This is a genomic window from Pantoea sp. JK (genome assembly GCF_026130245.1).
GTDB classification, from domain to species: Bacteria; Pseudomonadota; Gammaproteobacteria; order Enterobacterales; family Enterobacteriaceae; genus Pantoea; species Pantoea trifolii.
The window spans coordinates 180,756-203,391 of sequence record NZ_JAINFN010000004.1; the positions used below are offsets into that span (position 1 = coordinate 180,756).

23 protein-coding genes and 1 other annotated feature are annotated in these 22,636 nt (G+C 55.8%); of the genes, 9 read left to right on the forward strand and 14 right to left on the reverse strand.

What is annotated here, in order from left to right; translation table 11 throughout:
- The first annotated feature begins 199 nt into the window (after positions 1-199).
- Entirely contained in the window at positions 200-1,888 is a 1,689-nt protein-coding gene (gene ybaL, locus PanJK_RS11265) for a YbaL family putative K(+) efflux transporter (protein WP_256695829.1), read from the forward strand.
- A gap of 47 nt (positions 1,889-1,935) precedes the next feature.
- On the opposite strand, the gene PanJK_RS11270 is transcribed toward ybaL, so the two are convergent.
- From PanJK_RS11270 to PanJK_RS11285, 4 genes are all read right to left on the reverse strand, one after another.
- Positions 1,936-3,237, reverse strand: coding sequence for an inosine/guanosine kinase (locus PanJK_RS11270; RefSeq protein ID WP_265299684.1), 1,302 nt, complete (start codon positions 3,235-3,237; stop codon positions 1,936-1,938).
- Between the two features lie 58 nt (positions 3,238-3,295).
- Positions 3,296-4,255: a ferrochelatase gene (gene hemH, locus PanJK_RS11275; protein ID WP_154153565.1), complete on the reverse strand. Its 960-nt coding sequence runs from the start codon at positions 4,253-4,255 to the stop codon at positions 3,296-3,298.
- A 122-nt stretch (positions 4,256-4,377) separates the two neighbouring features.
- Positions 4,378-5,022 (reverse strand): adenylate kinase, encoded by a 645-nt coding sequence (adk, locus tag PanJK_RS11280; protein ID WP_061717437.1) that lies wholly within the window; start codon positions 5,020-5,022, stop codon positions 4,378-4,380.
- Between the two features lie 151 nt (positions 5,023-5,173).
- The gene (locus tag PanJK_RS11285; RefSeq protein ID WP_265299689.1) at positions 5,174-6,004 is read right to left on the reverse strand and encodes a DUF6024 family protein; all 831 of its coding nucleotides are present in this window, start codon (positions 6,002-6,004) and stop codon (positions 5,174-5,176) included.
- A gap of 188 nt (positions 6,005-6,192) precedes the next feature.
- On the opposite strand from PanJK_RS11285, the gene PanJK_RS11290 reads away from it, so the two are divergent.
- Complete coding sequence (locus PanJK_RS11290) at positions 6,193-7,062, forward strand: LysR substrate-binding domain-containing protein (protein ID WP_265299691.1); 870 nt, start codon at positions 6,193-6,195, stop codon at positions 7,060-7,062.
- Between the two features lie 51 nt (positions 7,063-7,113).
- Here PanJK_RS11290 and htpG read toward each other — a convergent pair whose 3' ends face one another.
- From htpG to PanJK_RS11320, 6 genes are all read right to left on the reverse strand, one after another.
- Complete coding sequence (gene htpG / locus PanJK_RS11295) at positions 7,114-8,988, reverse strand: molecular chaperone HtpG (RefSeq protein ID WP_265299693.1); 1,875 nt, start codon at positions 8,986-8,988, stop codon at positions 7,114-7,116.
- A gap of 99 nt (positions 8,989-9,087) precedes the next feature.
- Complete coding sequence (gene recR, locus PanJK_RS11300) at positions 9,088-9,693, reverse strand: recombination mediator RecR (RefSeq protein ID WP_008103873.1); 606 nt, start codon at positions 9,691-9,693, stop codon at positions 9,088-9,090.
- Entirely contained in the window at positions 9,693-10,022 is a 330-nt protein-coding gene (locus tag PanJK_RS11305; RefSeq protein WP_008103874.1) for a YbaB/EbfC family nucleoid-associated protein, read from the reverse strand. Before PanJK_RS11305 ends, recR begins: the two co-directional genes overlap by 1 nt.
- A gap of 50 nt (positions 10,023-10,072) precedes the next feature.
- The gene (dnaX, locus tag PanJK_RS11310; protein WP_265299699.1) at positions 10,073-12,052 is read right to left on the reverse strand and encodes a DNA polymerase III subunit gamma/tau; all 1,980 of its coding nucleotides are present in this window, start codon (positions 12,050-12,052) and stop codon (positions 10,073-10,075) included.
- Positions 10,670-10,731 (reverse strand) — a sequence feature (DnaX frameshifting element). It overlaps the preceding gene by 62 nt.
- A 151-nt stretch (positions 12,053-12,203) precedes the next feature.
- The gene (apt, locus tag PanJK_RS11315; protein ID WP_008103878.1) at positions 12,204-12,755 is read right to left on the reverse strand and encodes an adenine phosphoribosyltransferase; all 552 of its coding nucleotides are present in this window, start codon (positions 12,753-12,755) and stop codon (positions 12,204-12,206) included.
- A gap of 149 nt (positions 12,756-12,904) precedes the next feature.
- The gene (locus tag PanJK_RS11320) at positions 12,905-13,288 is read right to left on the reverse strand and encodes a DUF454 family protein (RefSeq protein ID WP_265299701.1); all 384 of its coding nucleotides are present in this window, start codon (positions 13,286-13,288) and stop codon (positions 12,905-12,907) included.
- 57 nt (positions 13,289-13,345) lie between these two features.
- On the opposite strand from PanJK_RS11320, the gene priC reads away from it, so the two are divergent.
- The 3 genes from priC to rsmS are packed head-to-tail and all read left to right on the forward strand — an operon-like array spanning position 13,346 to position 14,320.
- Positions 13,346-13,858, forward strand: a complete 513-nt coding sequence (gene priC / locus PanJK_RS11325) for a primosomal replication protein (RefSeq protein WP_265299703.1) — start codon at positions 13,346-13,348, stop codon at positions 13,856-13,858.
- Positions 13,859-13,910: 52 nt separating this feature from the next.
- Complete coding sequence (locus PanJK_RS11330; RefSeq protein ID WP_265299705.1) at positions 13,911-14,156, forward strand: GlsB/YeaQ/YmgE family stress response membrane protein; 246 nt, start codon at positions 13,911-13,913, stop codon at positions 14,154-14,156.
- 8 nt (positions 14,157-14,164) lie between these two features.
- Positions 14,165-14,320: a pleiotropic regulatory protein RsmS gene (rsmS, locus tag PanJK_RS11335; RefSeq protein WP_265299708.1), complete on the forward strand. Its 156-nt coding sequence runs from the start codon at positions 14,165-14,167 to the stop codon at positions 14,318-14,320.
- Here the strand turns inward: rsmS and acrR are convergent.
- Positions 14,317-14,958, reverse strand: a complete 642-nt coding sequence (acrR, locus tag PanJK_RS11340; RefSeq protein WP_265299710.1) for a multidrug efflux transporter transcriptional repressor AcrR — start codon at positions 14,956-14,958, stop codon at positions 14,317-14,319. The genes rsmS and acrR overlap by 4 nt on opposite strands.
- Before the next feature lie 142 nt (positions 14,959-15,100).
- Between acrR and PanJK_RS11345 the strand changes: the two genes are divergently transcribed.
- The 4 genes from PanJK_RS11345 to ykgO all read left to right on the forward strand — a co-directional run bounded on the left by PanJK_RS11345 (position 15,101) and on the right by ykgO (position 20,020).
- Positions 15,101-16,291: an efflux RND transporter periplasmic adaptor subunit gene (locus PanJK_RS11345; protein WP_008103889.1), complete on the forward strand. Its 1,191-nt coding sequence runs from the start codon at positions 15,101-15,103 to the stop codon at positions 16,289-16,291.
- A gap of 16 nt (positions 16,292-16,307) precedes the next feature.
- Positions 16,308-19,457, forward strand: coding sequence for an efflux RND transporter permease subunit (locus PanJK_RS11350; protein WP_265299713.1), 3,150 nt, complete (start codon positions 16,308-16,310; stop codon positions 19,455-19,457).
- A 149-nt stretch (positions 19,458-19,606) separates the two neighbouring features.
- Positions 19,607-19,864, forward strand: coding sequence for a type B 50S ribosomal protein L31 (locus PanJK_RS11355; RefSeq protein ID WP_008103892.1), 258 nt, complete (start codon positions 19,607-19,609; stop codon positions 19,862-19,864).
- Between the two features lie 15 nt (positions 19,865-19,879).
- On the forward strand, positions 19,880-20,020 hold the full coding sequence (gene ykgO / locus PanJK_RS11360; protein WP_008103894.1) for a type B 50S ribosomal protein L36: 141 nt from the start codon (positions 19,880-19,882) through the stop codon (positions 20,018-20,020).
- A 44-nt stretch (positions 20,021-20,064) separates the two neighbouring features.
- Here the strand turns inward: ykgO and PanJK_RS11365 are convergent, their stop codons facing one another.
- From PanJK_RS11365 to PanJK_RS11375, 3 genes are read right to left on the reverse strand one after another with little or no spacing between them, the layout of a single operon-like run.
- The gene (locus PanJK_RS11365) at positions 20,065-20,943 is read right to left on the reverse strand and encodes a metal ABC transporter substrate-binding protein (RefSeq protein WP_265299715.1); all 879 of its coding nucleotides are present in this window, start codon (positions 20,941-20,943) and stop codon (positions 20,065-20,067) included.
- A gap of 22 nt (positions 20,944-20,965) precedes the next feature.
- The gene (locus tag PanJK_RS11370) at positions 20,966-21,805 is read right to left on the reverse strand and encodes a metal ABC transporter permease (protein WP_265299719.1); all 840 of its coding nucleotides are present in this window, start codon (positions 21,803-21,805) and stop codon (positions 20,966-20,968) included.
- Positions 21,802-22,458, reverse strand: a complete 657-nt coding sequence (locus PanJK_RS11375) for a metal ABC transporter ATP-binding protein (RefSeq protein WP_265299721.1) — start codon at positions 22,456-22,458, stop codon at positions 21,802-21,804. The genes PanJK_RS11370 and PanJK_RS11375 overlap by 4 nt, the downstream gene beginning before the upstream one ends.
- Positions 22,459-22,636 lie beyond the last annotated feature (178 nt).

Below are 22,636 nucleotides of genomic sequence, written 5' to 3' on the forward strand. Positions count from 1 at the left end.
TTTTTCCGCGCCACTCTTCATTCTGCGTATTTCCAGCCGATATAGTGAGATAACTGACGAAAATGGAGCTTCAGCTGCGTTTTAGTCTCATTTTTTCAATTTAGTGCGTTTTTACCGCTCAAATGTTTAAACGCGGTCAGTGATTGTGCATTACACTAGGTTGTTACAAGCGGATACATTTGCACACAAGGAGACAGGCATGCATCACACCACACCGTTGATCACTACCATTGTCGGGGGGCTGGTCCTCGCATTTCTCCTTGGTATGCTGGCAAACCGCCTGCGCATCTCACCGCTGGTTGGTTATCTATTAGCTGGCGTATTGGCCGGCCCTTTCACGCCAGGCTTTGTCGCGGATACCAACCTTGCTCCAGAACTGGCTGAACTCGGCGTTATTCTGCTGATGTTTGGTGTCGGTTTGCACTTCTCGCTCAAGGATTTGATGTCGGTAAAGTCCATCGCCATTCCTGGCGCCATCGCGCAAATCGCCGTGGCCACGCTGCTGGGAATGGGACTTTCCTGGACGATGGGCTGGTCGTGGATGACCGGTCTGGTATTTGGTCTGTGTCTTTCCACCGCCAGTACTGTGGTGCTGCTGCGCGCGCTGGAAGAGCGTCAGCTGATTGATAGCCAGCGCGGGCAAATCGCCATTGGCTGGTTGATCGTGGAAGATTTGGTGATGGTGCTGACGCTGGTGCTGCTGCCAGCGATTGCGGGCATGCTGGAACAAGGCAACGCCAGCCCAACGCTGCTGTTGTGGGATCTGCTGCTGACCATCGGTAAAGTCGTCGCCTTTATGGTGCTGATGATGGTGGTAGGCCGTCGCGTGGTACCGTGGATTCTGGCAAAAAGTGCCGCAACCGGTTCGCGTGAGCTGTTTACCCTTGCGGTGTTAGCGCTGGCGCTCGGTATCGCCTTTGGCGCCGTTGAATTCTTTGATGTCTCCTTCGCCCTCGGCGCTTTCTTTGCTGGCATGGTGCTGAACGAATCCGAACTCAGCCACCGCGCGGCGCACGATACCTTGCCGCTGCGCGATGCGTTCGCGGTACTGTTCTTTGTATCCGTCGGCATGCTGTTTGACCCGATGATCCTGATTGAGCAGCCGCTGGCTGTATTGGGCGCGCTGGCGATTATCGTACTGGGTAAATCCATCGCCGCCTGGCTACTGGTAACGCTGCTTGGCCATTCACGTCGTACCGCGATGACCATTTCGGTGAGCCTGGCGCAGATTGGTGAATTCGCCTTTATTCTGGCCGGTCTCGGCATCTCGCTTGGCATGCTGAGCGAGGAAGGCCGCAATCTGGTGCTGGCGGCGGCGATTCTCTCCATCATGCTTAATCCGATTCTGTTTAGCATGCTGGAACGCTACCTCGACAAAACCGAGACCATCGAAGAGCAGACGCTGGAAGAAGCGATCGAAGAAGAGAAACAGATTCCGGTGGATATCTGCAATCACGCGGTGCTGGTTGGTTATGGTCGCGTCGGCAGCCTGCTGGGGCAAAAGCTGATGGAAGCGGATGTACCGCTGGTGGTGGTGGAGAACTCGCGCCCGCGCGTTGAAGCACTACGCGAGCAGGGAATCAAAGCCGTGCTGGGCAATGCAGCACGCGTTGATACCATGGAATTAGCGCGCCTCGACTGCGCCCGCTGGCTGCTGCTGACTATTCCAAATGGTTACGAAGCCGGTGAAGTAGTGACGGCGGCGCGCGAGAAGCGCCCGGATATTGAGATTATTGCGCGTGCGCATTATGACGACGAAGTGACCTACATTATGGAGCGCGGCGCAAATCGCGTGGTGATGGGCGAGCGTGAGATTGCCAACAGCATGTTGCATGTGCTGGAAGAGGAGATTGCGCAGAACCCGATTGTGCGTGAGTGCCCGATTTAAGTGAGTGCGGTCATTGAGAAGGTCGCCATGAATGGCGACCTTCCGTTTTATCGGTCCCAGTAAGACTCTTCTAAGCTGTCTTCCCGCTCCGGCAGGCCGCGCGTCAGACGCGGGGAATGCTGGTTCAGCACCTGATAACTGACCCGGTTCGCGTATTTACACACCTGTGCCAGTGACGAATAGGTCAGGTAGGCGCGGCCGTGTTTGCTGGAGTTAGGTACTTTTTGGCGGTGGAAGTTGTTGGCGGTGATGTCGTGCAGCAGCGCCGCCAGCGCACCATCGCCCGCGCCGTTGGTGTTCATGATCTTCTCTGGTCCGCCCATATAAGGCGCGATATGCGAGAAGATGCGCAGCGGCTGATCGCAATCCTTGTGGCGCATCGCGCGGCTAAATTCATATTGGTTGAACTCAGCCAGCGCGCCCGGCAGCAGCGGATGATTGGTTTTGCGTTTGTACTCTTCTTCGGTGAAACCGGCCATGTACAAACCGGTTGGCCCGGCGGTACACAGCACCAAATCCACCCAATCCAGCGCCATATTTGACGCCAGCAGCGGATCCTGTTCACCGGTCAGCGCATAGGCTTCCTCTTCGTTCATCGCCACAATCGAGACGTGGTCGCGCAGGAAATCGCGCCAGAACTGCGGGTTATCCTGAATCACGTATTTGGTGCCGAGCGTCAATACCACCGGCACATTGTGTTTTTTGGCGTATTCGATGGCGCGCAAGGTGGCTTCCGGCATCGGTTCGCCCGGCTGGCAGCGCACCAGATAGGAAGTCAGCACCAGCGCCGAGGCGCCCGCAATCACCTCTTCCGGAATGCTGTTGGCCTGCAGCTGGTTCATTAAGCCAGGGCTGATGGCGAAGGTACGTTCGCCCTGCTCGCCAATCAGCGTGAAGCAGCGGCCAATCGCGCCATCAACGCCCTGCAGGAAGTTCAGATCCATACGGCTGGAGGTGTTGCACAGGTAGCGATAGGCGTAGCCGCCGATCTGGATGTTATTGCACATCACGCCGAGCAGCACCGAGCGATCATCCGCCAGCACCGAGTAGTTATGCAGGGTATTTCCGATGGTGCCACCGGCAAATTGATGGCTGATAAGCGCTTCGCGCATCAGGTCGTTGTAGAGCGCTTCGGCGGTAGCATCGTCGATCACCAGCGAGTGACCGGCGCTTAAGCCGTAACGCTGCAGAAAGTCGTCATCAACTTTGGCTTCAATATCCACCAGCGTCTGGTCGATACCCACCACCCAACTGCCCTCTTCCTGCTCTTGCTGCGTGGCTTGCAGCAGCGGATCGCGCGCGTTGACGGGGAAATAGTGTTTGGATTTGCGTTTGCCGGGAAATTTCATCGAGAGTGCCGTCAGGGAAAATCAGGCAGAGAATGATATCACACTCTCTGCCACACCCTTAACGGCGCGCGTTGACCAGCTGCACCATCATTTCAATGTGCTCAGCATCGTCGTTGAGCGCTGGAATGTACTCGAACTTTTCGCCGCCGGCATGCAGGAAGATCTCGCAGTTTTCACCGCTGATCTCCTCGAGCGTTTCGAGGCAATCCGCCGCAAAGCCCGGACTCATCACCTGCACGTGCTTGATGCCTTTGGCCGGCAAACTCTTCATGGTTTCGTCGGTATACGGCGTCAGCCACGGCTCGCGACCAAAGCGCGACTGGAAGGTCATCATGATCTTGTGCGGCGCAATACCCAATGCCGCTGCCAGCGCATCGGTGGTGTCTTTGCAGCGCAGCGGATAATCATCGCCTTCATTGGCGAAACGCTGTGGAATGCCGTGATACGACAGCACCAGCAGATCCGGTTCGCCATGCAGTGCAAACGAGCGCTCAACCGAGGCTTTCAGCGCGGCGATGTAAGCCGGATGCTCCGCATAATCGCGGATAAACGCCACTTCCGGCAGCGAACGCAACGGTTTGAAGCTGGTGGCTAAGCCGTCCCAGACTGCGGCTACCGTCGAGCAGGAGAACTGCGGATAGAGCGGCAGCACGATGAGTTTGGTCACGCCCTGATCCAGCAAGCGTTTTAACGCGCTGTCGAGGCTTGGCTGGCCGTAGCTCATACCGAGTTCAACCGGCATATCGAGGCGCTGCGCCAATGCGTCACGCTGACGCTTGCTGAAGACCATCAGCGGTGAACCTTCATCCATCCACACGGAAGCATAAAGTTTCGATACGCGTGGCGAGCGGAAAGGCACGATGATGAAATTGAGAATCGGCCACCACAATAAGCGCGGTGTATCAACCACTCGTGGATCGCCGAGGAATTGTTTCAGATAGCGTTTAACCGCAGGTGTTGTGGGTGCGTCTGGTGTGCCTAAGTTAACCAGCAAAACCCCGGGCTTTTCTTGCCTCATGGTATTTCCTTGATGTCGAAACGAATGGGTCGAATGCAAAATCAGGGGGAAATTGTAGCGGAAATCGAGGGAGGGGAAAGCAATTGCTGCAAAAGGGCCGGACAACCGGCCCCATCAACGCATTAACCGAGAATCGTGGCCAATTGCGTGCTCACTTCAGCGACAGGACGCGTGCCGTCGATTTTGTGATATTCGGTGTTGCCGTCTTGCGCTTCTTTGCCATAGTAGGCAATCAGCGGCGCGGTCAGCTGATGGTATTCCACCAGACGCTTACGCACGGTCTCTTCCTGGTCATCTTTACGTGTGGTCAGCTCTTCGCCGGTCAGGTCATCTTTACCTTCCACTTTCGGTGGATTGTAAGTGACGTGATACACGCGGCCCGATGGCGTATGAACGCGACGACCAACAATACGATCCACAATCAGCTCGTCCGGTACAGCGAACTCCAGCACGTAGTCAACCTTGATGCCCGCTTCTTTCATGGCGTCAGCCTGCGGGATAGTGCGTGGGAAGCCATCGAGCAGAAAACCGTTTTTGCAGTCTTCCTGAGTGATACGCTCTTTTACCAGCGCAATCACCAGCTCGTCAGTCACCAGTTTACCGGCATCCATGATCGCTTTTGCCTGTTGGCCCAGTTCCGTACCTGCTTTGACTGCCGCACGTAACATGTCACCGGTGGAGATTTGCGGAATACCGTATTTCTCCATGATGAATTGAGCCTGAGTGCCTTTACCTGCGCCCGGAGCTCCGAGCAGAATAATACGCATTGCGTAATTCCCCTTGCGAATCGCATTGTTCAATCTGAGAAGGCGAAGAACATACCATTATGGCCCGCGCACCACAAGGAAACGGGCGCGCTCGTCACGAAAGGTCTACTTTGACCTGCTTTGTCAGCAAATACCAGCAGAGTGCCCGTTTTTAGGAATTACGGCTAAGCATGAGCGCGTCTTTGAGCCGTTTTTTCAGTGTTAGCGTGACGTTCTGCTGCTTGTTGACGCCGCCACGCACGTCGGCGCGCAAGCGTAAACGCGCCTGTTGCGGCAGCACCTGAATATCCTGCGGCAATTCACTGGCATTGAGGCCGTTCGGCAGCGGAAAAAGCGCAAAGGGTAAACCCGGTTGCTGAATGGAGTGCAGGATAAAGGGCGAGTCGAGTGCGATATTTTCCACCATCGCAATATTGAACGGACGCCATTCGCTGTTCTCGATCATCGTCAGCGCCTGTTCGGGTGCGTCACGAAGCGCTAATCCTTGCTCAAACAGCCGCAGTTCGCTGCGCACCAGCGTGCTGAAATCGGCGGTGCGCAACGCGATCAACACCAGATCGCCGCATAACGCCGCGTGGCGATCGAGGCGAGCAACAAACAGGCGCGCATCGCTCACCAACCGCTTATGTAGCTGCGTGGCAAATGACTCCGACGCATCGGTAACGCCGTGGCTTTGGCATTCGCTTAGCGCCCGCACCCGACCTTGCTGCATATCGACATGATCCACCAATGCAATGTTGCCCGCCGTCATCGGCAAGGTGGGCAGTACGCTGAGTTCGCTGACCGGATGGTGGGAGGCATAGCGCGTTTGATTGCGCGACTGTTCCTGACGGAGAAACAGCTGGGAAAGCAGCACCCGTGAGATATGCAAAGACGGAGCGAAGAAGAGATCGTAATTTTCAAGCCGGTAATGGCGGGAAAGCAAGCCGCGAAGCTTATCGCGCGCCGCCGCCGTCCTGGCAATAGCAAGTTGTGGAGCCATCGCGTGATAGGTCTCTTATTATTGTGCTGTGTGTGGGAGGTGAAGCCTGCGGTGATAGTCGGCGTGAAACACAGAGAGCCGGAGCCGTCAACCCGCCAGAATCTGGGGGAAAGGTTAGGCCAATGCGGCTGGACATTAAAATGATATAAACTGACAATCCCTGTTAGGTTTTTACACAGGGGACGAGTATGACCGCGCTTCCATCGTTACGTGCACTGCACTATTTCCACCAGGCGGCACTGTATAGCAGTTTTAGCTTGGCGGCCGAACGTCTGCATGTCACCCATAGCGCCATTAGCCATCAGGTTCGACAGCTGGAGAGCTGGATGGGGAAGCCGTTGTTTGTGCGCACCAATGGACGCGTCAAATTAACCTCACACGGTGAACGTTTGCTGGTGAGCTGTCAGAAAGCCTTTAGCGAACTCTCCACTACCTGCGAAAGCATCCGTACCGGCATGCGCCATCACCTTAGCGTCTCCTGCGCGCCCAGCTTTCTCTCACAATGGCTGATTCCGCGTATTGCCAGCTTTTATCAGCGCTATCCCGATATCGAAGTGCAGTTTCAGTCGCTGGTGGAGATCGACCAGCTGCGCAGCGAACACACCGATGTGCTGATTCTCAGCGCCGAGCAGTCGCCGGATGACGATATTGATGCCACTTTGATCAGCGATGATTACATCGGCCCGTTGTGCGCCCCGCAGTTTGCGGCCTGTTTTCAGAGCGAGCAGGATCTCGCCTCGCTGCCGCTGCTGCACGCCGATACGCGGCTGCATGCGTGGGCCGAATGGGCGAAAACCAGCGGCGTGCGCGGCAATTACTGGATCGGCAAGCATTTCGATAATTTGACATTAGGCATTCAGGCAGCGAGAAATGGATTGGGCGTGATTATGGCGCCGCGCTTGCTGGTGCGTCAGGAGTTGAGTGATGGCACCTTGATCGCGCCGCTGGGCTTTGTACGCGTCGATCGCGCGACGTTGATGATGACCAAGACTTCGCGCCAGCACGATGCGGAGATTACCTTGTTTCGTGATTGGTTGCGGGATCAGGCGCAGATATAAAGCGGATAAAAAAAGGTCGCCATGAATGGCGACCCTACGAGTTTGGTGCGATTACGCCGTCAGCAACTGGTTCATGCGACGGATAAACTGGTTGGGATCGTCCAGCGTACCGCGTTCGGCGAGCAGCGCCTGATCCAGCAGCAGCTCAACCCACTCGGCAAAGCGCGTTTCGTCCTGGGTATCAGCCACGCGTTTCACCAGCGTGTGATCCGGATTGATCTCGAAGATGTACTTCACGTCCGGCACGTCCTGACCGGCAGCAGCAAACAGCTTCGCCATCTGCGTGGTCATTTCGTTGGCATCGGTGGTGACGATCGCTGGCGTATCGGTGAGACGATGCGTCAGACGCACCTCTTTCACACGCTCGCCCAGCAGCGTTTTCACGCGCTCAACAAACGGCTCCAGCGCCTTCTCCGCTTCTTTCTGCTCTTCGGTCTCTTCGTCGGCCAGTTTGCTCAGCGAATCATCCGCTTTGCTGACTGACTGGAAAGTTTTGCCGTCGAACTCGGTGAGGTAGCTCATCATCCATTCGTCGATGCGATCGGAGAGCAGCAGCACCTCGATGCCTTTCTTGCGGAACAGTTCCAGATGCGGGCTGCTCTTCGCGGCGGCATAGCTGTCGGCGGTGATGTAGTAAATCTTATCCTGACCTTCCACCATGCGCGTCAGGTAGTCGTCGAGCGAAACGTTCTGCTCGGCGCCTTCGCTCTGGCTGGTGGCAAAGCGCAGCAGCTTGGCAATCTGTTGCTGGTTAGCGTTGTCTTCCGCCGGGCCCTCTTTCAGCACCAGACCGAACTCTTTCCAGAACTGCTGATATTTCTCTGCGTCGTCTTTCGCCAGTTTTTCCAGCATCTGCAGGCTACGCTTGGTCAGCGCGGCGCGCAGGCTCTGGGTCACGCGGCTGTCCTGCAGGATTTCACGCGATACGTTCAGCGGCAGATCGTTGGAATCTATCAGGCCGCGCACGAAGCGCAGGTAGTTCGGCATGAACTGCTCAGCGTCATCCATGATGAACACGCGTTGCACGTAAAGTTTCAGGCCGTGCTTGCTGTCGCGGTTGAACATGTCAAACGGCGCGCGTGACGGCAGATACAGCAGGCTGGTGTATTCCTGCTTGCCTTCCACGCGGTTGTGGCTCCAGATCGCCGGATCGCTGAAATCATGGGCGATATGTTTGTAGAACTCGTTGTACTCTTCGTCGCTGATCTCTGACTTGTTACGCGTCCACAGCGCCTGGGCTTTGTTGATCTTTTCCCAGGTGGTGGTGTCGCTCTCTTCGTCTTTGTTTTCAATTTCAACCGGCAGCGCGATGTGATCGGAGTATTTGCTGATCACGTTACGTACGCGCCACGCATCGAGGAAATCATCTTCGCCTTCACGGAAGTGCAGCGTGATTTCGGTACCGCGATCGGCTTTCTCAATCTCCGCCAATGTGTACTCGCCTTCGCCGGCCGATTCCCAGAACACCGCTTCATCCGCTTTCGCGCCTGCGGCGCGGGTGCGCACGGTGACTTTGTCCGCCACGATAAACGCCGAGTAGAAGCCCACGCCGAACTGGCCGATAAGCTGGCTGTCTTTCGCCTGGTCGGAGCCCATGGATTCGAGGAAGGATTTGGTACCGGATTTGGCGATGGTGCCGAGGTTCTCAATCACCTCATCACGGCGCATACCGATGCCGTTATCGCTGAGCGTCAGCGTGCGATTTTCCGGATTGACCGAGATACGTACGCGCAGGTCGCCGTCGCCTTCATACAGATCGGGCGTCGACAGCGCGCGGAAGCGCAGTTTGTCGGCGGCATCTGAAGCGTTGGAAATCAGCTCGCGCAGGAAAATCTCTTTATTTGAATAGAGCGAATGGATCATCAGGTGCAGAAGTTGTTTTACCTCTGACTGGAAGCCACGCGTCTCTTGTCCTTTCATGGTCATTGCTACCTCAACTGAATCGGGGTTGATGATACGTTGAGAGAGAAATGGGGATGAAGGAGAGGATTTCAAGCCGATGTCTGCGAAGACATCGGCAAGTGATTAGAAATTAATCTTGTGGCGTCCAGCGAGCGAGTGCGACAGCGTGGTGCCATCGACCATTTCCAGCTCACCGCCAACCGGTACACCGTGTGCGATGCGGCTGGCATCAACGCCATATTGTCCGCACAGCTCGGCGATGTAGTTGGCCGTGGCTTCCCCTTCCACCGTGGGATTGGTGGCGAGGATCACTTCGGTTAAGGTTTCGCGCTCGAGACGCTGCTCCAGCCGATCCAGGCCGATATCCTGTGGACCAATGCCATCCAGCGGTGACAAGTGGCCCATCAGCACAAAGTAGCGGCCGCCAAACTGGCCGGTCTGCTCAATGGCGTGGATATCTGCCGGGCTCTCCACCACGCAAATCTGGCCGTTTTGCTGACGACGCGGATTGGCGCAGATGGTGCAGATTTCCTGCTCGGTGAAGGTACGGCAATCAGCGCAGTGGCCAATTTCCGACATGGCGCGGGTCAACGCCTGCGCCAGACGCATGCCACCGCTACGATCGCGCTGCAACAGCTGAAAAGCCATGCGCTGCGCCGACTTCGGGCCAACGCCCGGCAGGCAGCGCAACGACTCCATCAAAGATTCAAGCAGTGGACTGGTTTGCATCAGAACGGCATCTTGAAGCCAGGTGGCAACTGCATACCTGAAGAGACCGCAGCCATCTTCTCTTTCTGCGTTTCATCAATACGACGTGCCGCATCGTTGAAGGCTGCCGCGATCAGATCTTCCAGCATGTCTTTGTCATCTTCCAGCAAGCTTGGATCGACTTCGACACGACGGCAGTTGTGTGCACCGTTGATGGTTACTTTAACCAAGCCAGCGCCTGATTCACCGGTCACTTCGATCGCGGCGATCTCTTCCTGAACTTTGGCCATTTTGTCTTGCATCTGCTGGGCCTGTTTCATCAGGTTGCCCAATCCGCCTTTACCAAACATAGTTTTCTCTCTCTGCTGGGGCTGCGCGCAGTTGACGCGCGGCAGCATGTTCACACCGGTCGAATACTCTCTTCATCCAAATCGGCATCGAAGAATCGACGCAATGTCTGAATATGGGTATCGCTACTGATCGACTGCCGCGCCTGCGACAGCTTTTCTTCATAAATGGCCTGACGCCACTCCAGTGGCGTCAATACCGTGGGATTATCGTCTTCAATAATGGTCAATTCAACCGGCTGACCGGCAGACTGACTCAGCGCGTCTGCCAGCGCTTGCTTTGCCGACGCAGAATTCAGATGGCGCTGGCTGCTACGCAGATGCAGCGTAATACCATTTGTGCCCACCTCTTTCCACGCGTTGAGCGCCACTTGCTGCACCAGTTTCGGCAGCGTCAGCGCGGCGATTTCAGCGGCCCACGCATCGCGCTGCTGGGCTTCTTCCGCCAGACGCAGCGCCAGCTCTGGCGTTTTCTCATGCTCAAGTGCCGAACGCAAGGCTTTTGGCGTCGCCACCGGCTCCGCTTTAACCTCAACCGGCAACTGCGTTTTCCAGCGATAGGCTTCCGGTTTGGCCGGGGCTTTTACCGTGGGATCAGATGCACGTTGTTGCACACGTTCAGTGACGCTAGCGAATCGTTCCAGCGCCGGATTCGCCGGCCGCGCGGAACGCGCTGCCGGCTCACTCTTTTTTGCTTTGCCGGCTCCCTGACGCAGCAACTGCGTTCGCGCCTGTAACAACTGGCTGGTGGCGTCGGGTAACGGATCGGGCGCAGGCTGCATGTCTGGATAATCATCCGACATTGGCGGCGCGTCATGGTTCGGCGGGGCCATCTGCGGCTGCGCAGCCGGTGCGGGCGCGGCTTTTGGTGCGGCTTGTGGTGCAGCAACCTGCGGAGCAGCTTGTGGCGTCAAGGTGGGACGCGCCACCGGCTCGGCAATCGTCGCCTGCGGATGGAACGCCAGCGCACGCAGCAGCGTCATCTCCACGCCTAAGCGCCGATCCGGTGCCAGCGGCAGATCTTTACGTCCCATCAACAGCGTTTGGTAATAGAGTTGTACGTCAGCCGGTGGCATCACGCGCGCTAACTCGCGCAGGCGATCGGCCTGGCTAAGATCGTCCTCGCTGAGCGAGCTCGGTAACAGCTGCACCATCGCAATGCGGTGCAGCAAACGCAGCATCTCGACCAACAGCGCTTCCCACTCCACCCCGCGCGACGCGGCCTGATTCAGCAGCGCCATTACCTGTTCGCCCTGGCCATCCACCAGCGCTTCGATCAGCGCCAATGGCTGTTCGTCGTCGAGCGTGCCGAGCATTTGTGCCACGGTGTCACGCGTTACGCTGCCCTGCCCCATGGCTATCGCCTGGTCGGTCAGGCTGAGCGCATCGCGCATACTGCCGTCAGCGGCGCGCGCCAACAGATGCAGCGCACGCGGTTCGGCAGCAATCTGCTCCAGCTGCAACACATGCGCCAGCTGCTGCTGGATTTGCTCAACGTCGAGCGCCTTGAGATGGAATTGCAGGCAACGTGACAGAATCGTCACCGGCAGCTTCTGCGGATCGGTGGTCGCCAATAGGAATTTAACGTGCGATGGCGGCTCTTCCAGCGTTTTCAGCAGCGCGTTGAAGCTGTGGCGCGACAGCATGTGCACTTCATCGATCAGATAGACCTTGAAGCGACCGCGCGCCGGCGCGTACTGCACGTTATCGAGCAGATCGCGCGTGTCTTCAACTTTGGTGCGTGAGGCGGCATCGATCTCAATCAGATCGACAAAACGGCCCTGCTCGATTTCGCGGCAGTTGTCGCATTGTCCGCACGGCGTTGAGGTGATGCCGGTTTCACAGTTAAGGCCCTTCGCCAGCAGACGGGCGATCGAGGTTTTCCCCACGCCGCGGGTGCCAGAAAAGAGATAAGCATGATGGATTCGTCCCAGTGACAACCCGTTGGCCAGCGCAGTCAGCACATGTTCCTGACCGACTACGTCAGCGAAGGCCTGGGGACGCCATTTTCGCGCAAGTACCTGATAGCTCATGTGGATTCAATCACTGGAATTTAGGGAGAAGGGAGAAAATGCAGCTTCGCAAACCCTGTTTATTTTGGCAGTAGTTTAACAGCCACCAGCGGATCAGCAACCACTAACTTTGCAGAGGTGGCGCCCCGCCGTACAGCGGAGCGCGCAGGCCTTAGTGGCCGGGGAAATTCACCAGGCTGAAGCACTCGACGCCCATGGCGGTCAGGCGGGCTTCGCCGGTCAGGTCAAACAGATTAATCACGAATGCGGCGTCTTTCACTTCACCACCGGCGCGGCGGATCAGTTTCACCGTTGCTTCCAGCGTGCCGCCGGTTGCCAGCAGATCGTCCACCACCAGCACCACATCGCCTGGCTTAATAGCATCTTTGTGCAGTTCCAGCGCATCGGTGCCGTACTCCAGCTCATAGCTTTCGCTGAAGGTTTCACGCGGCAGTTTGCCTGGCTTACGCACCGGCACAAAACCCACGCCCAAACCCAGCGCCACCGGCGCGCCAAACAGGAAGCCACGCGCTTCCGTTCCCACCACCTTGGTGATGCCTTTGTTACGATAACGCTCAACCAAAATGGCGATCGACGCGGCATACGCCTGCGGATCTTCCATCAGACTGGTCACGTCACGGAACAGAATGCCCGGCTTCGGATAGTCAGGAATGCTTTTAATGCTGTTTTTGATGAGTTCAAGCTGCTGCGCAGTTGCGGTCATAAATGTTACGCCTGGAGAAAATATCTAATACGCGCAGCTTCTCTAGCGCCAAACCCCGGAAACCGGGTTGAGCGAAGTCGTTTATAAGGGAAGCCACGCACGAAGATGCCCAAATCTATGCAAATACCCGGCTAAATGCAACCCTCACGCTACTGTTGTGGCGGGCTGATATCCTCGGCGACGACCGGAATGCGCCACATGAAAAGCAGCAGCATGCACAGCATCACGCCTAACAGAATGCGCACCCACAGCAGGTTCACCAGATAAATCGAGACCGAAAAGGTAATCACAATCAGCAACATGGCGCGAGTTTTGGCACCGGGCGGCATGGCACGATGCTGCTGCCAGTGACGAATGTAGCGGCCAAACGGCGATTTCCACAGCAGCCAATGGTGGAAACGCGGCGACGAGCGGGCAAAACACCAGGCCGCCAGCAACACAAATGGCGTCGTGGGTAATAAAGGTAATACAATGCCCAGCGTGCCTAGCACAATCGCCAGCCAGCCAAGGCTCAGTAGTAAAATGCGCTGCATGCCTGATGCCTGAATGAGTCAAAACAGCGTTACGTTAACACAGTCGGAAACAGAGTGATGCCCCAACCGCCCGCACAGCAGCGTCTCCACGCCATGTTAGATCTACTGCGCCAGCAGATTGCGCAACAGCCGGATGGTGCCTGTCGTCAGCCGCGCTTTGATTCCCAACTGTTTCGCACTAGCGGCACGCGTCTGGCGGATTATCTGCGCGAACTGGAAGGCAATATTACGCAGTTAACCGCAGCCGATACCGATGTGGCACGGCGTCAATGGCTGGCGGAGAAAGTGCTGGATCAGATTGCCGCGCTGCAACGCGAATGCCAAAGCCAACAGCTGCGGGTGAAGCGCGAGCGGCCACGCGTCGATGCACGCCAGACCAAACGTGAAGAGTATCAAGGCTACGAAAAGCGCTTACTGGCGATGATTCAAGAGCGCGAGCTGCATCTGGCGCGCGCCGAAACCCTCAGCGTTCAGCAGCAGCTAATTCGTGAAGTTGATCAATTGCAGGAGCGCCTGGCACGCTGCCGCGCCGCTATCTACAAACTGGAGTTGCCGGCTATGCCACGCTAAACGCGGCGCTTTTTCCTCTATACTCATAGCGGTGAAAAAAAGGAGAAAAATCATGACGCTGGTTTTTTGGATTGTAATGGGTTTAGCGGCAGGCTGGCTTAAGCGAGTGATTTTTCCCGGTCGTCCGGGAGGTTTTGTGCCTACGCTGGTGTTGGCGGTGATTGGCGCGCTGATTGGCGGCTATATCGCCACCTACTTCACCACCGGCGATCTTGCCGCCTTACATCCAGCCGGTTTCGCCAGCGCGCTACTGGGCGCACTGTTAATGCTGCTGGTCGCGGCGAAATTACGTATTTAGGAGAAACCATGTCACTGGACAGCGCACCCGACGAAATCAAGCTTGCCGTCGATCTGATTCAACTGCTTGAAGAGAATAATGTTCCCACCGCCACCGTGCTGGCCGCGCTGGCAATTGTTCAGCGGGATTATCAACATAAGAAAGCGGCGGAAGATGCTGCTTAACGTGGCCCGGTGGTAAGTGTTGGACTAAGGCGCAACATATCCAAAAATGCATCCACCAGCTGCGGCGCATCGGCAGCCAAATCATAAGCCTGCGGATTGAATAGCCAGTTTTCCATCATGCCGTTGATGTAGCCGCACATCAGGTGTGCAGACTGGCGCGTGTTGATGTTGCTGGGCAGCTGACCGACCTCAATACACTCTTTCAACACCACTTCAATGCGGTCGTAACACTCCAGCAGTAAGCTTTGGCGCATATCCTGTAACGTCGACATTTCGCCAACAAATTCACACTTGTGGAAGATAATCTCCATTAATGCGCGTCTTTGCGGATCCTTTGCTGTGGCGTCAAGGATATAGATCAACATTGAACGTACAACAGAAAGTGGATCACCCGGGTATTTTGTCTGATACTCAAGTTCCACATCGTCCAGCCCAGCGTCACAACGCAGCCAGATTTCATGCAAGAGATCGGCTTTGTTTTTGAAATGCCAGTAGATAGCCCCGCGCGTGACGCCGGCCGCTGTTGCGATATCCGCCAGAGACGTGGCGGCCACACCATGTTCGGAAAAGTGTGCTAATGCGGCGTCAAGAATTTGATGCCGTGTTTCAAGAGCTTGCGCTTTGGTTTTTCGTGCCATGCTGGGCTTTTTTTACAAACTTGTAAGTTTACATACATTTGTGAATGTATGTACCATAGCACGACCCGTGTTTTAACGCAGCAATGGGTTTATCGGTTTGTGATCCATTGATCATTTGATATCGGACACTAGAGGTTTATTTATGAATAAAAACAGAGGATTAGCGCCTCTGGCGGCCGTCCTGATGCTTTCAGGCAGCTTTTTGTTAACAGGATGTGATGATAATAAATCCCAGCAAGCCGCCCAGCAGCAGCCCCCAGAAGTGGGTGTTGTGACGTTAAAAAACGAACCATTGCAAATTACCACTGAGCTGCCGGGCCGTACCTCGGCTTTCCGCGTTGCGGAAGTTCGCCCTCAGGTGTCAGGGATTATTCTCAAACGTAATTTTGTTGAAGGTAGTGATGTAAAAGCCGGTCAGTCGCTGTATCAGATCGATCCTGCCACCTATCAGGCGGCCTACGACAGTGCTAAAGCGGATTTAGCCCAGGCTGAAGCAAATGCTCGTGTGGCGCAGTTAACCATCACGCGCTACAAGCCGCTGCTGGGTACTAAGTACATCAGTCAGCAGGACTACGACACCGCCGCAGGCACAGCAGCCCAAACGGCTGCAGCCGCTCAGGCTGCGCGTGCCAACGTCGAAACCGCGCGCATCAATCTGGCTTATACCAAAGTGACCTCGCCCATCAGCGGTCGTATTGGTAAATCGTCAGTCACCGAAGGTGCGCTGGTTTCAAATGGGCAAACTACCGCGCTGGCCACCGTGCAACAGCTCGATCCTATGTATGTCGACGTGACCCAATCCAGTGATGAATTCCTGCGTTTGCGCGCAGAACTGGAATCCGGTCAGCTGAAACAGAACGACGGTAAGGCCAACGTCACCCTGCTAATGCAAAACGGTAACGCATACCCGCAAACAGGCACATTGGAATTCTCTGATGTGAGCGTGGATGAAACCACCGGTTCAATCACGCTGCGTGCCATCTTCCCGAATCCGGACAATCGCCTGCTGCCAGGTATGTTTGTGCGCGCACGTCTGGATGAAGGCACCAATCCAACCGCATTGCTGGTACCGCAACAGGGCGTAACGCGTACCCCAACCGGTCAGGCAACGGCGATGGTCGTAGGCGCGGATAATAAAGTGGAATCTCGCAATATTACCGCTAATCAGGCATTTGGTGACAAATGGCTGGTAACGGAAGGTCTTAAAGCAGGCGATCGGGTGATCACCACCGGTATCCAGCGCGCCAAACCGGGTGCGCAGGTGACGCCACAAGAAGTCTCCGATGATGCCAAAGCTGCACCAGAATCACCGTCTGCTAAATCATCGTCATAACAGGAGCCACTGATACATGGCTAAGTTCTTTATTGATCGCCCCATTTTTGCGTGGGTGCTCGCCATCATCATCATGTTGGTTGGTGTGCTATCGATTATCAGCCTGCCGATTGAGCAATATCCCAATGTTGCGCCGCCGGCGGTTGAGATCCAGGCGACCTATCCGGGTGCTGATGCGAAAACGCTGCAAGATTCGGTGACGCAGGTCATCGAGCAAAACATGAACGGTATCGATGGCCTGATGTATATGTCATCGAGCAGTGATTCGTCGGGCACATTGACGCTGACACTGACCTTCCAATCCGGTACTGACGCAGATATCGCGCAGGTTCAGGTGCAGAACAAACTGCAGCTGGCCACGCCGTTACTGCCACAAGAAGTGCAGCAACAGGGGATTCAGGTTAAGAAATCTTCCAGTAGCTTCCTGATGGTGGCGGGTTTCGTCAGCGATGACGGCACCATGACGCAGAATGATATTTCTGACTATGTTGCCTCTAACATCAAAGATCCGGTCAGCCGTATGCCGGGCGTGGGTGATACACAGGTGTTTGGTGCGCAATATGCCATGCGTATCTGGCTGGACCCGCACAAGCTGAATAACTATTCACTGACGCCAGTAGATGTCATCAGCGCGTTGAAAGTTCAGAACACCCAAATTGCTGCTGGCCAACTGGGTGGTACGCCACCTGTGCCCGGTCAACAACTTAATGCCTCGATCATTGCGCAAACCCGTCTGACTTCAACAGATGAGTTCGGTAAGATCTTGTTGAAAGTGAATCAGGATGGTTCTCAGGTGCGCCTGCGTGACGTGGCGAAGATTGAACTCGGTGGTGAAAACTACGAGATCATCGCGCGTTATAATGGCAAGCCCGCTTCTGGTATCGGTATCAAACTGGCAACGGGCGCTAACGCGCTGGATACCGCCGATGCGGTAAAAGCTGAGCTGGCAAAACTGCAACCGTTCTTCCCGTCAGGCATGAAAACGGTTTATCCGTACGACACCACGCCGTTCGTGAAAATTTCGATTTTCGAAGTGGTGAAAACGCTGTTTGAAGCGATCGTGCTGGTGTTCCTGGTGATGTATCTGTTCCTGCAAAACTTCCGCGCAACGCTGATTCCTACCATTGCCGTGCCGGTAGTTTTACTCGGAACCTTTGCGATCATCAGTGCCTTTGGCTACTCGATAAACACCCTGACGATGTTCGGGATGGTGCTCGCCATCGGCCTGCTGGTGGATGACGCCATCGTGGTGGTCGAGAACGTTGAGCGTGTGATGGCGGAAGAAGGCTTGCCGCCGAAAGAGGCCACCAAACGTTCGATGGAGCAGATCCAGGGCGCGTTGGTCGGTATCGCGTTGGTGCTGTCTGCGGTATTTATCCCGATGGCATTCTTCGGCGGTTCAACCGGTGTCATCTATCGCCAGTTCTCGATCACCATCGTTTCCGCGATGGCGCTGTCGGTGCTGGTGGCGTTGATTCTGACTCCAGCGCTTTGTGCCACCTTGCTGAAACCTGTTCCTAAAGGCGCTCACGGTAAAACCACCGGTTTCTTTGGTTGGTTTAACCGCGTGTTCGATAAGAGCACCAACCACTATGTTGATAGTGTGGGCCATATCGTGCGCAGCACCGGTCGTTACCTGCTGATTTATCTGGTGATCGTGGTCGGCATGGCGTATCTGTTCCTGAAACTGCCGACCTCATTCCTGCCGGAAGAGGATCAGGGTCTGTTACTGGCGCAGGCGCAGCTGCCGGCTGGTGCTACCCAGGAACGTACCCAGAAAGTGCTGGATCAGGTGACGGATTACTTCCTGACTAAAGAGAAAGACAGCGTGAATTCGGTGTTTACCGTCAACGGCTTCGGCTTTGCCGGTCGTGGACAGAACACCGGTATCGCGTTCGTCAGCCTCAAGCCGTGGGATGAGCGTGGCGATGCCAGCCTGAAAGTCCCTGCGATTGCCGGTCGTGCCATGCAGGCGCTCGGTCAAATCAAAGATGCGATGGTGTTCCCGTTCAACCTGCCAGCGATTATCGAACTGGGTAACGCCACCGGCTTCGACTTCATGCTGACCGATCAGGGCAACCTGGGTCACGAAAAGCTGACCGCCGCGCGTAACCAGCTGTTTGGCATGATTGCCCAGCATCCGGATACGCTGGTGGGCGTGCGTCCAAACGGTATGGAAGATACGCCGCAGTACAAACTGATTATCGATCAGGAAAAAGCGCAGGCGCTGGGTGTGTCGCTGTCAGACATTAACACCACGCTGGGCGCCGCATGGGGCGGTTCTTACGTCAACGACTTCATCGACCGCGGTCGCGTGAAGAAGGTGTACGTAATGGGCCAGGCCGATTCACGTATGTTGCCGGACGATATCAGTAAGTGGTTCGTGCGCAACAGCGGCGGCACCATGGTTCCGTTCTCCGCCTTCTCTTCGGCGAAGTGGCAGTACGGTTCACCACGTCTGGAGCGTTACAACGGCTTGCCATCAATGGAGATTCTCGGCCAGGCAGCACCAGGCAAGAGCTCCGGTGATGCCATGAACCTGATGGAGGAGCTGGCTGGAAAACTGCCTGCGGGTATCGGTTACGACTGGACCGGCATGTCCTATCAGGAACGCTTGTCAGGTAACCAGGCACCGGCGCTGTACGCTATCTCGCTGATTGTGGTGTTCCTGTGTCTGGCCGCGCTGTATGAGAGCTGGTCGATTCCGTTCTCAGTGATGTTGGTGGTACCGCTGGGTGTGGTCGGCGCACTGATCTTCACCACGGCGCGTGGCTTGAGTAACGACGTCTACTTTGTGGTGGGCTTGTTGACCACCATAGGATTGTCGGCGAAGAACGCCATCCTGATCGTCGAATTCGCCAAGGATTTGATGGAGAAGGAAGGCAAAGGGCTGGTGGAATCAACGCTGGAAGCATCCCGTATGCGTCTGCGTCCGATTCTGATGACCTCGCTCGCCTTTATCCTCGGCGTAATGCCGCTGGCGATCAGCACCGGTGCGGGCTCTGGCGCACAGAACGCGGTAGGTACCGGCGTAATGGGCGGGATGGTCACAGCGACCGCGCTGGCTATCTTCTTCGTTCCGGTGTTCTTCGTGGTGGTACGTCGCCGCTTCAGTAAGAACAAAGGTGACCTGGAACAAGGTCATCCGGTAGAGCACAAACACTAAGTTCTACCCTTCCCTAAAAGGCCGCTGATGCGGCCTTTTTTATTGCTGCTTCCCTGCCCCGCCAAAATCCCTGTGTTTTTCACGGTTGCAATCAGCCATTTTCAGGCTCATAATATTGTTATAGTATAACATTACATAACGAGGTGACTATGAAACCGAATATCCATCCCCTTTATCGCCCAGTGGTGTTCCACGACACCTCGGCCAACGAATACTTCAAAGTCGGCTCCACGATTAAGACTGAGCGCACCATTGAGTTTGAAGGTGAAGTGCTGCCGTATGTCACGCTGGATGTCTCGTCAAAATCTCACGTGTTCTATACCGGCAAGCAGAAAGATTTCGCCAAAGAAGGCAGCACCGCGCGCTTCAATCAGCGTTTTGGCAGCTTCCTGTCGCGCAACAAGTAAGGCTGGAGAGAAGAGATGCAGGTATTGAGTTCATTGCGCTCTGCCAAGACGCGCCATAAAGATTGCAAAGTCGTGCGTCGTAAAGGTCGCATCTATGTGATTTGCAAAACCAACCCGCGCTTTAAGGCGGTTCAGGGAAGAAAGAAAAAAAGGTAGGAAAGTGTCGTGATAATTGGCCGGGATGCTCCCCGGCCTTTTTTTTACTTCATGCTATGCAGAATGGCGTCCACATTGTGTTTGAATGCGGCCACATAGGTCGCTGCCGGGCCATTCGCTTCCGACAAGGCCTCCGGATAGAGTTCCCCGCCCGGCTGTGCGCCGGTTTCGCTGGCAATCTGTTTTACCAGACGCGGATCGGTTTGATTCTCCATGAAGTAAGTTTTGATGTGCTCGGCCTTCAGCTGTTTGATGATCGAAGCCACATCGCTGGCGCTGGCTTCCGCTTCAGTCGAGAAGCCCACCGGCGCAAGGAAGCTGACGCCATAACGTTGGCCAAAGTAGCCAAAGGCATCGTGGCTGGTCAGCACCTTACGCTTGTTCTTCGGTACTTCAGCAAAGGCGGTTTTCGCCCAGCTATCCAGCTTCTGCAGCTGCTGAATGTAACTTTCACCGCTTTTACGAATATCCGCCGCATCTTGAGGATCGGCTTTGATCAGCGCATTCATCACATTGGTGGCGTAGATCACACCGTTTTGCATGCTGTTCCACGCGTGGGGATCGGTGACGCTTTTACCGTCCTCTTCCATCTTGCGCGTGTTAACGCCGTTCGAGGCCACGACGAGGGTGCCTTTATAACCTGACGCGCTGATCAGGCGATCCATCCAACCTTCCATGCCCAAACCGCTGACAAACACCACATCCGCTTTTGACAGCGCCTGGCTATCCTGCGGCGTCGGTTCGAAGGTGTGCGGATCGCCGTTCGGGCCGACCAGCGATTTCACGTTGACGTGATCGCCACCGACCTGTTTAACGATATCCGCCAGCACGGTGAAGCTCGCCACAACATCAACGCTCTTCGCCAGCGACAGTGGGCTAATTAGCATGGCGCCAATCGCCAGACTCAGCGGTAACTTTTTCATTCATATCCCCTTATTGGTTTCGTTATCGACGGCGCAACAGGCCGCCACATGGTCCTGTCAAAACAGAAAGCAGAAACAGCACCGCAGCACTCAGCACCACCGCCGGTCCAGCCGGCAGCGAGAAATGCCACGAAAGAATCAGACCGATAAACGCAGAGACGATCGCCAGCAACATGGCGATGCCGAGCATGCAAGCCAGATGGCGACTCCAGAAGCGTGCGCTGGTGGCCGGCAGCATCATCAATCCCACCGACATCAGCGTACCCAGCACCTGAAAACCCGCCACCAGATTAAGCACCACCAGCATCAGGAACAGACCGTGCACCAGCGGTGCGCTCCATTTGCCCTGTGCGCGCAGAAAATCGGGATCGAAGGCATCGATCACCAGCGGACGGAAGATCACCGCCAGCAGCAGTAGAGTCGTAGCGGCAATGCCGCCAACCAACAGAATTGCCGCGTTATCCACCGCTAGCAGCGATCCAAATAACACGTGGAGTAGATCGACGCTGGAACCGCGCAGTGATACCAGTGTGACGCCGAGTGCGAGAGAGCCGAGGTAGAAGCCCGAGAAACTGGCATCCTCTTTGAGATGCGTGTAACGGCTGACCGCCCCCGAGAGCAGCGCCACCGCCAACCCGGCAATCAGGCCGCCGATGCCCATCGCCACCAGCGACAATCCCGACACCAGATAACCAATCGCCGCGCCGGGTAACACAGCATGTGATAACGCATCGCCGACCAGACTCATGCGGCGCAGGGAGAGGAAAACGCCCAGCGGCGTGGCGCTAATGGCTAATGCAATGCAGGCCACCAACGCACGGCGCATGAAACCAAATTCGATAAAGGGTTGAAGTAATGTCACGACGCTACCCTACGCAACGTTGGCGTTTGTGCGGAATCAGCGTCATCAAGCGATAACACATCCTGAAAATAGCGCGCCACCAGCGGCCGATCGTGTAGCACCACTAATAATGTGGTGCCCGCCTGCTGTTGCTGTTCGAGGATCGACATCAGTAAAGTGACGGTTTGGCTATCAATGCCGTTGAAAGGTTCATCCAGTAGCCAGAGCTGGCTGCGCTGCAGCATTAAGCGCGCGAACAGCACGCGCTGCAGTTGTCCGCCAGATAACGTGGCTGGCTGCGCATCGGCAAACTCACGCATTTGCACCGCATCCAGCGCGGCATCAATTTCCAGACGTAAGGCGCGATTAATGCCACCAAACCAGCCGCTGCGTGGCCAGCAGCCCATCGCTACCAGTTCATACGCAGTAAGAGGAAAGCGGGTTTCGAGTTCACTGCGTTGTGGTAACCAGCCCAGCGCTTTGCGCGGGATCTGCAATTCACAGCGGCCGGAAATGGGCGGCAGTAAGCCGGCAATGGTTTTCAGTAAGGTCGATTTGCCGGTGCCGTTAGCGCCAATTAACGCGGTCATGCTACCCGTTACCAGCTCACCATTGACGACAGGCGTCACCGCACGGCCTTGATAACCTGCTTGTAAGCGGTTGAAATGCATCATTTTTGCATGCCCCACCATAAGGCTACTGCCAACAACGCAATCAGCATCAGCGCAACCAGCAAACGGCCGCCAAGGGAAAGAAGTAAACCGCTGTGTTTCATACTCAACGACCAACTAATGTTATAACATAACAATTATACTACCCGACTCTTCCTCTGTTGCGCCCGCGCAAAAGTGT

Coding starts and splice junctions, on each gene's coding strand:
- ybaL (WP_256695829.1), top strand. CDS start 200: ATGCATCACACCACACCGTTGATCACTACCATTGTCGGGGGGCTGGTC.
- PanJK_RS11270 (WP_265299684.1), bottom strand. CDS start 3,237: ATGAAATTTCCCGGCAAACGCAAATCCAAACACTATTTCCCCGTCAAC.
- hemH (WP_154153565.1), bottom strand. CDS start 4,255: ATGAGGCAAGAAAAGCCCGGGGTTTTGCTGGTTAACTTAGGCACACCA.
- adk (WP_061717437.1), bottom strand. CDS start 5,022: ATGCGTATTATTCTGCTCGGAGCTCCGGGCGCAGGTAAAGGCACTCAG.
- PanJK_RS11285 (WP_265299689.1), bottom strand. CDS start 6,004: ATGGCTCCACAACTTGCTATTGCCAGGACGGCGGCGGCGCGCGATAAG.
- PanJK_RS11290 (WP_265299691.1), top strand. CDS start 6,193: ATGACCGCGCTTCCATCGTTACGTGCACTGCACTATTTCCACCAGGCG.
- htpG (WP_265299693.1), bottom strand. CDS start 8,988: ATGACCATGAAAGGACAAGAGACGCGTGGCTTCCAGTCAGAGGTAAAA.
- recR (WP_008103873.1), bottom strand. CDS start 9,693: ATGCAAACCAGTCCACTGCTTGAATCTTTGATGGAGTCGTTGCGCTGC.
- PanJK_RS11305 (WP_008103874.1), bottom strand. CDS start 10,022: ATGTTTGGTAAAGGCGGATTGGGCAACCTGATGAAACAGGCCCAGCAG.
- dnaX (WP_265299699.1), bottom strand. CDS start 12,052: ATGAGCTATCAGGTACTTGCGCGAAAATGGCGTCCCCAGGCCTTCGCT.
- apt (WP_008103878.1), bottom strand. CDS start 12,755: ATGACCGCAACTGCGCAGCAGCTTGAACTCATCAAAAACAGCATTAAA.
- PanJK_RS11320 (WP_265299701.1), bottom strand. CDS start 13,288: ATGCAGCGCATTTTACTACTGAGCCTTGGCTGGCTGGCGATTGTGCTA.
- priC (WP_265299703.1), top strand. CDS start 13,346: ATGCCCCAACCGCCCGCACAGCAGCGTCTCCACGCCATGTTAGATCTA.
- PanJK_RS11330 (WP_265299705.1), top strand. CDS start 13,911: ATGACGCTGGTTTTTTGGATTGTAATGGGTTTAGCGGCAGGCTGGCTT.
- rsmS (WP_265299708.1), top strand. CDS start 14,165: ATGTCACTGGACAGCGCACCCGACGAAATCAAGCTTGCCGTCGATCTG.
- acrR (WP_265299710.1), bottom strand. CDS start 14,958: ATGGCACGAAAAACCAAAGCGCAAGCTCTTGAAACACGGCATCAAATT.
- PanJK_RS11345 (WP_008103889.1), top strand. CDS start 15,101: ATGAATAAAAACAGAGGATTAGCGCCTCTGGCGGCCGTCCTGATGCTT.
- PanJK_RS11350 (WP_265299713.1), top strand. CDS start 16,308: ATGGCTAAGTTCTTTATTGATCGCCCCATTTTTGCGTGGGTGCTCGCC.
- PanJK_RS11355 (WP_008103892.1), top strand. CDS start 19,607: ATGAAACCGAATATCCATCCCCTTTATCGCCCAGTGGTGTTCCACGAC.
- ykgO (WP_008103894.1), top strand. CDS start 19,880: ATGCAGGTATTGAGTTCATTGCGCTCTGCCAAGACGCGCCATAAAGAT.
- PanJK_RS11365 (WP_265299715.1), bottom strand. CDS start 20,943: ATGAAAAAGTTACCGCTGAGTCTGGCGATTGGCGCCATGCTAATTAGC.
- PanJK_RS11375 (WP_265299721.1), bottom strand. CDS start 22,458: ATGATGCATTTCAACCGCTTACAAGCAGGTTATCAAGGCCGTGCGGTG.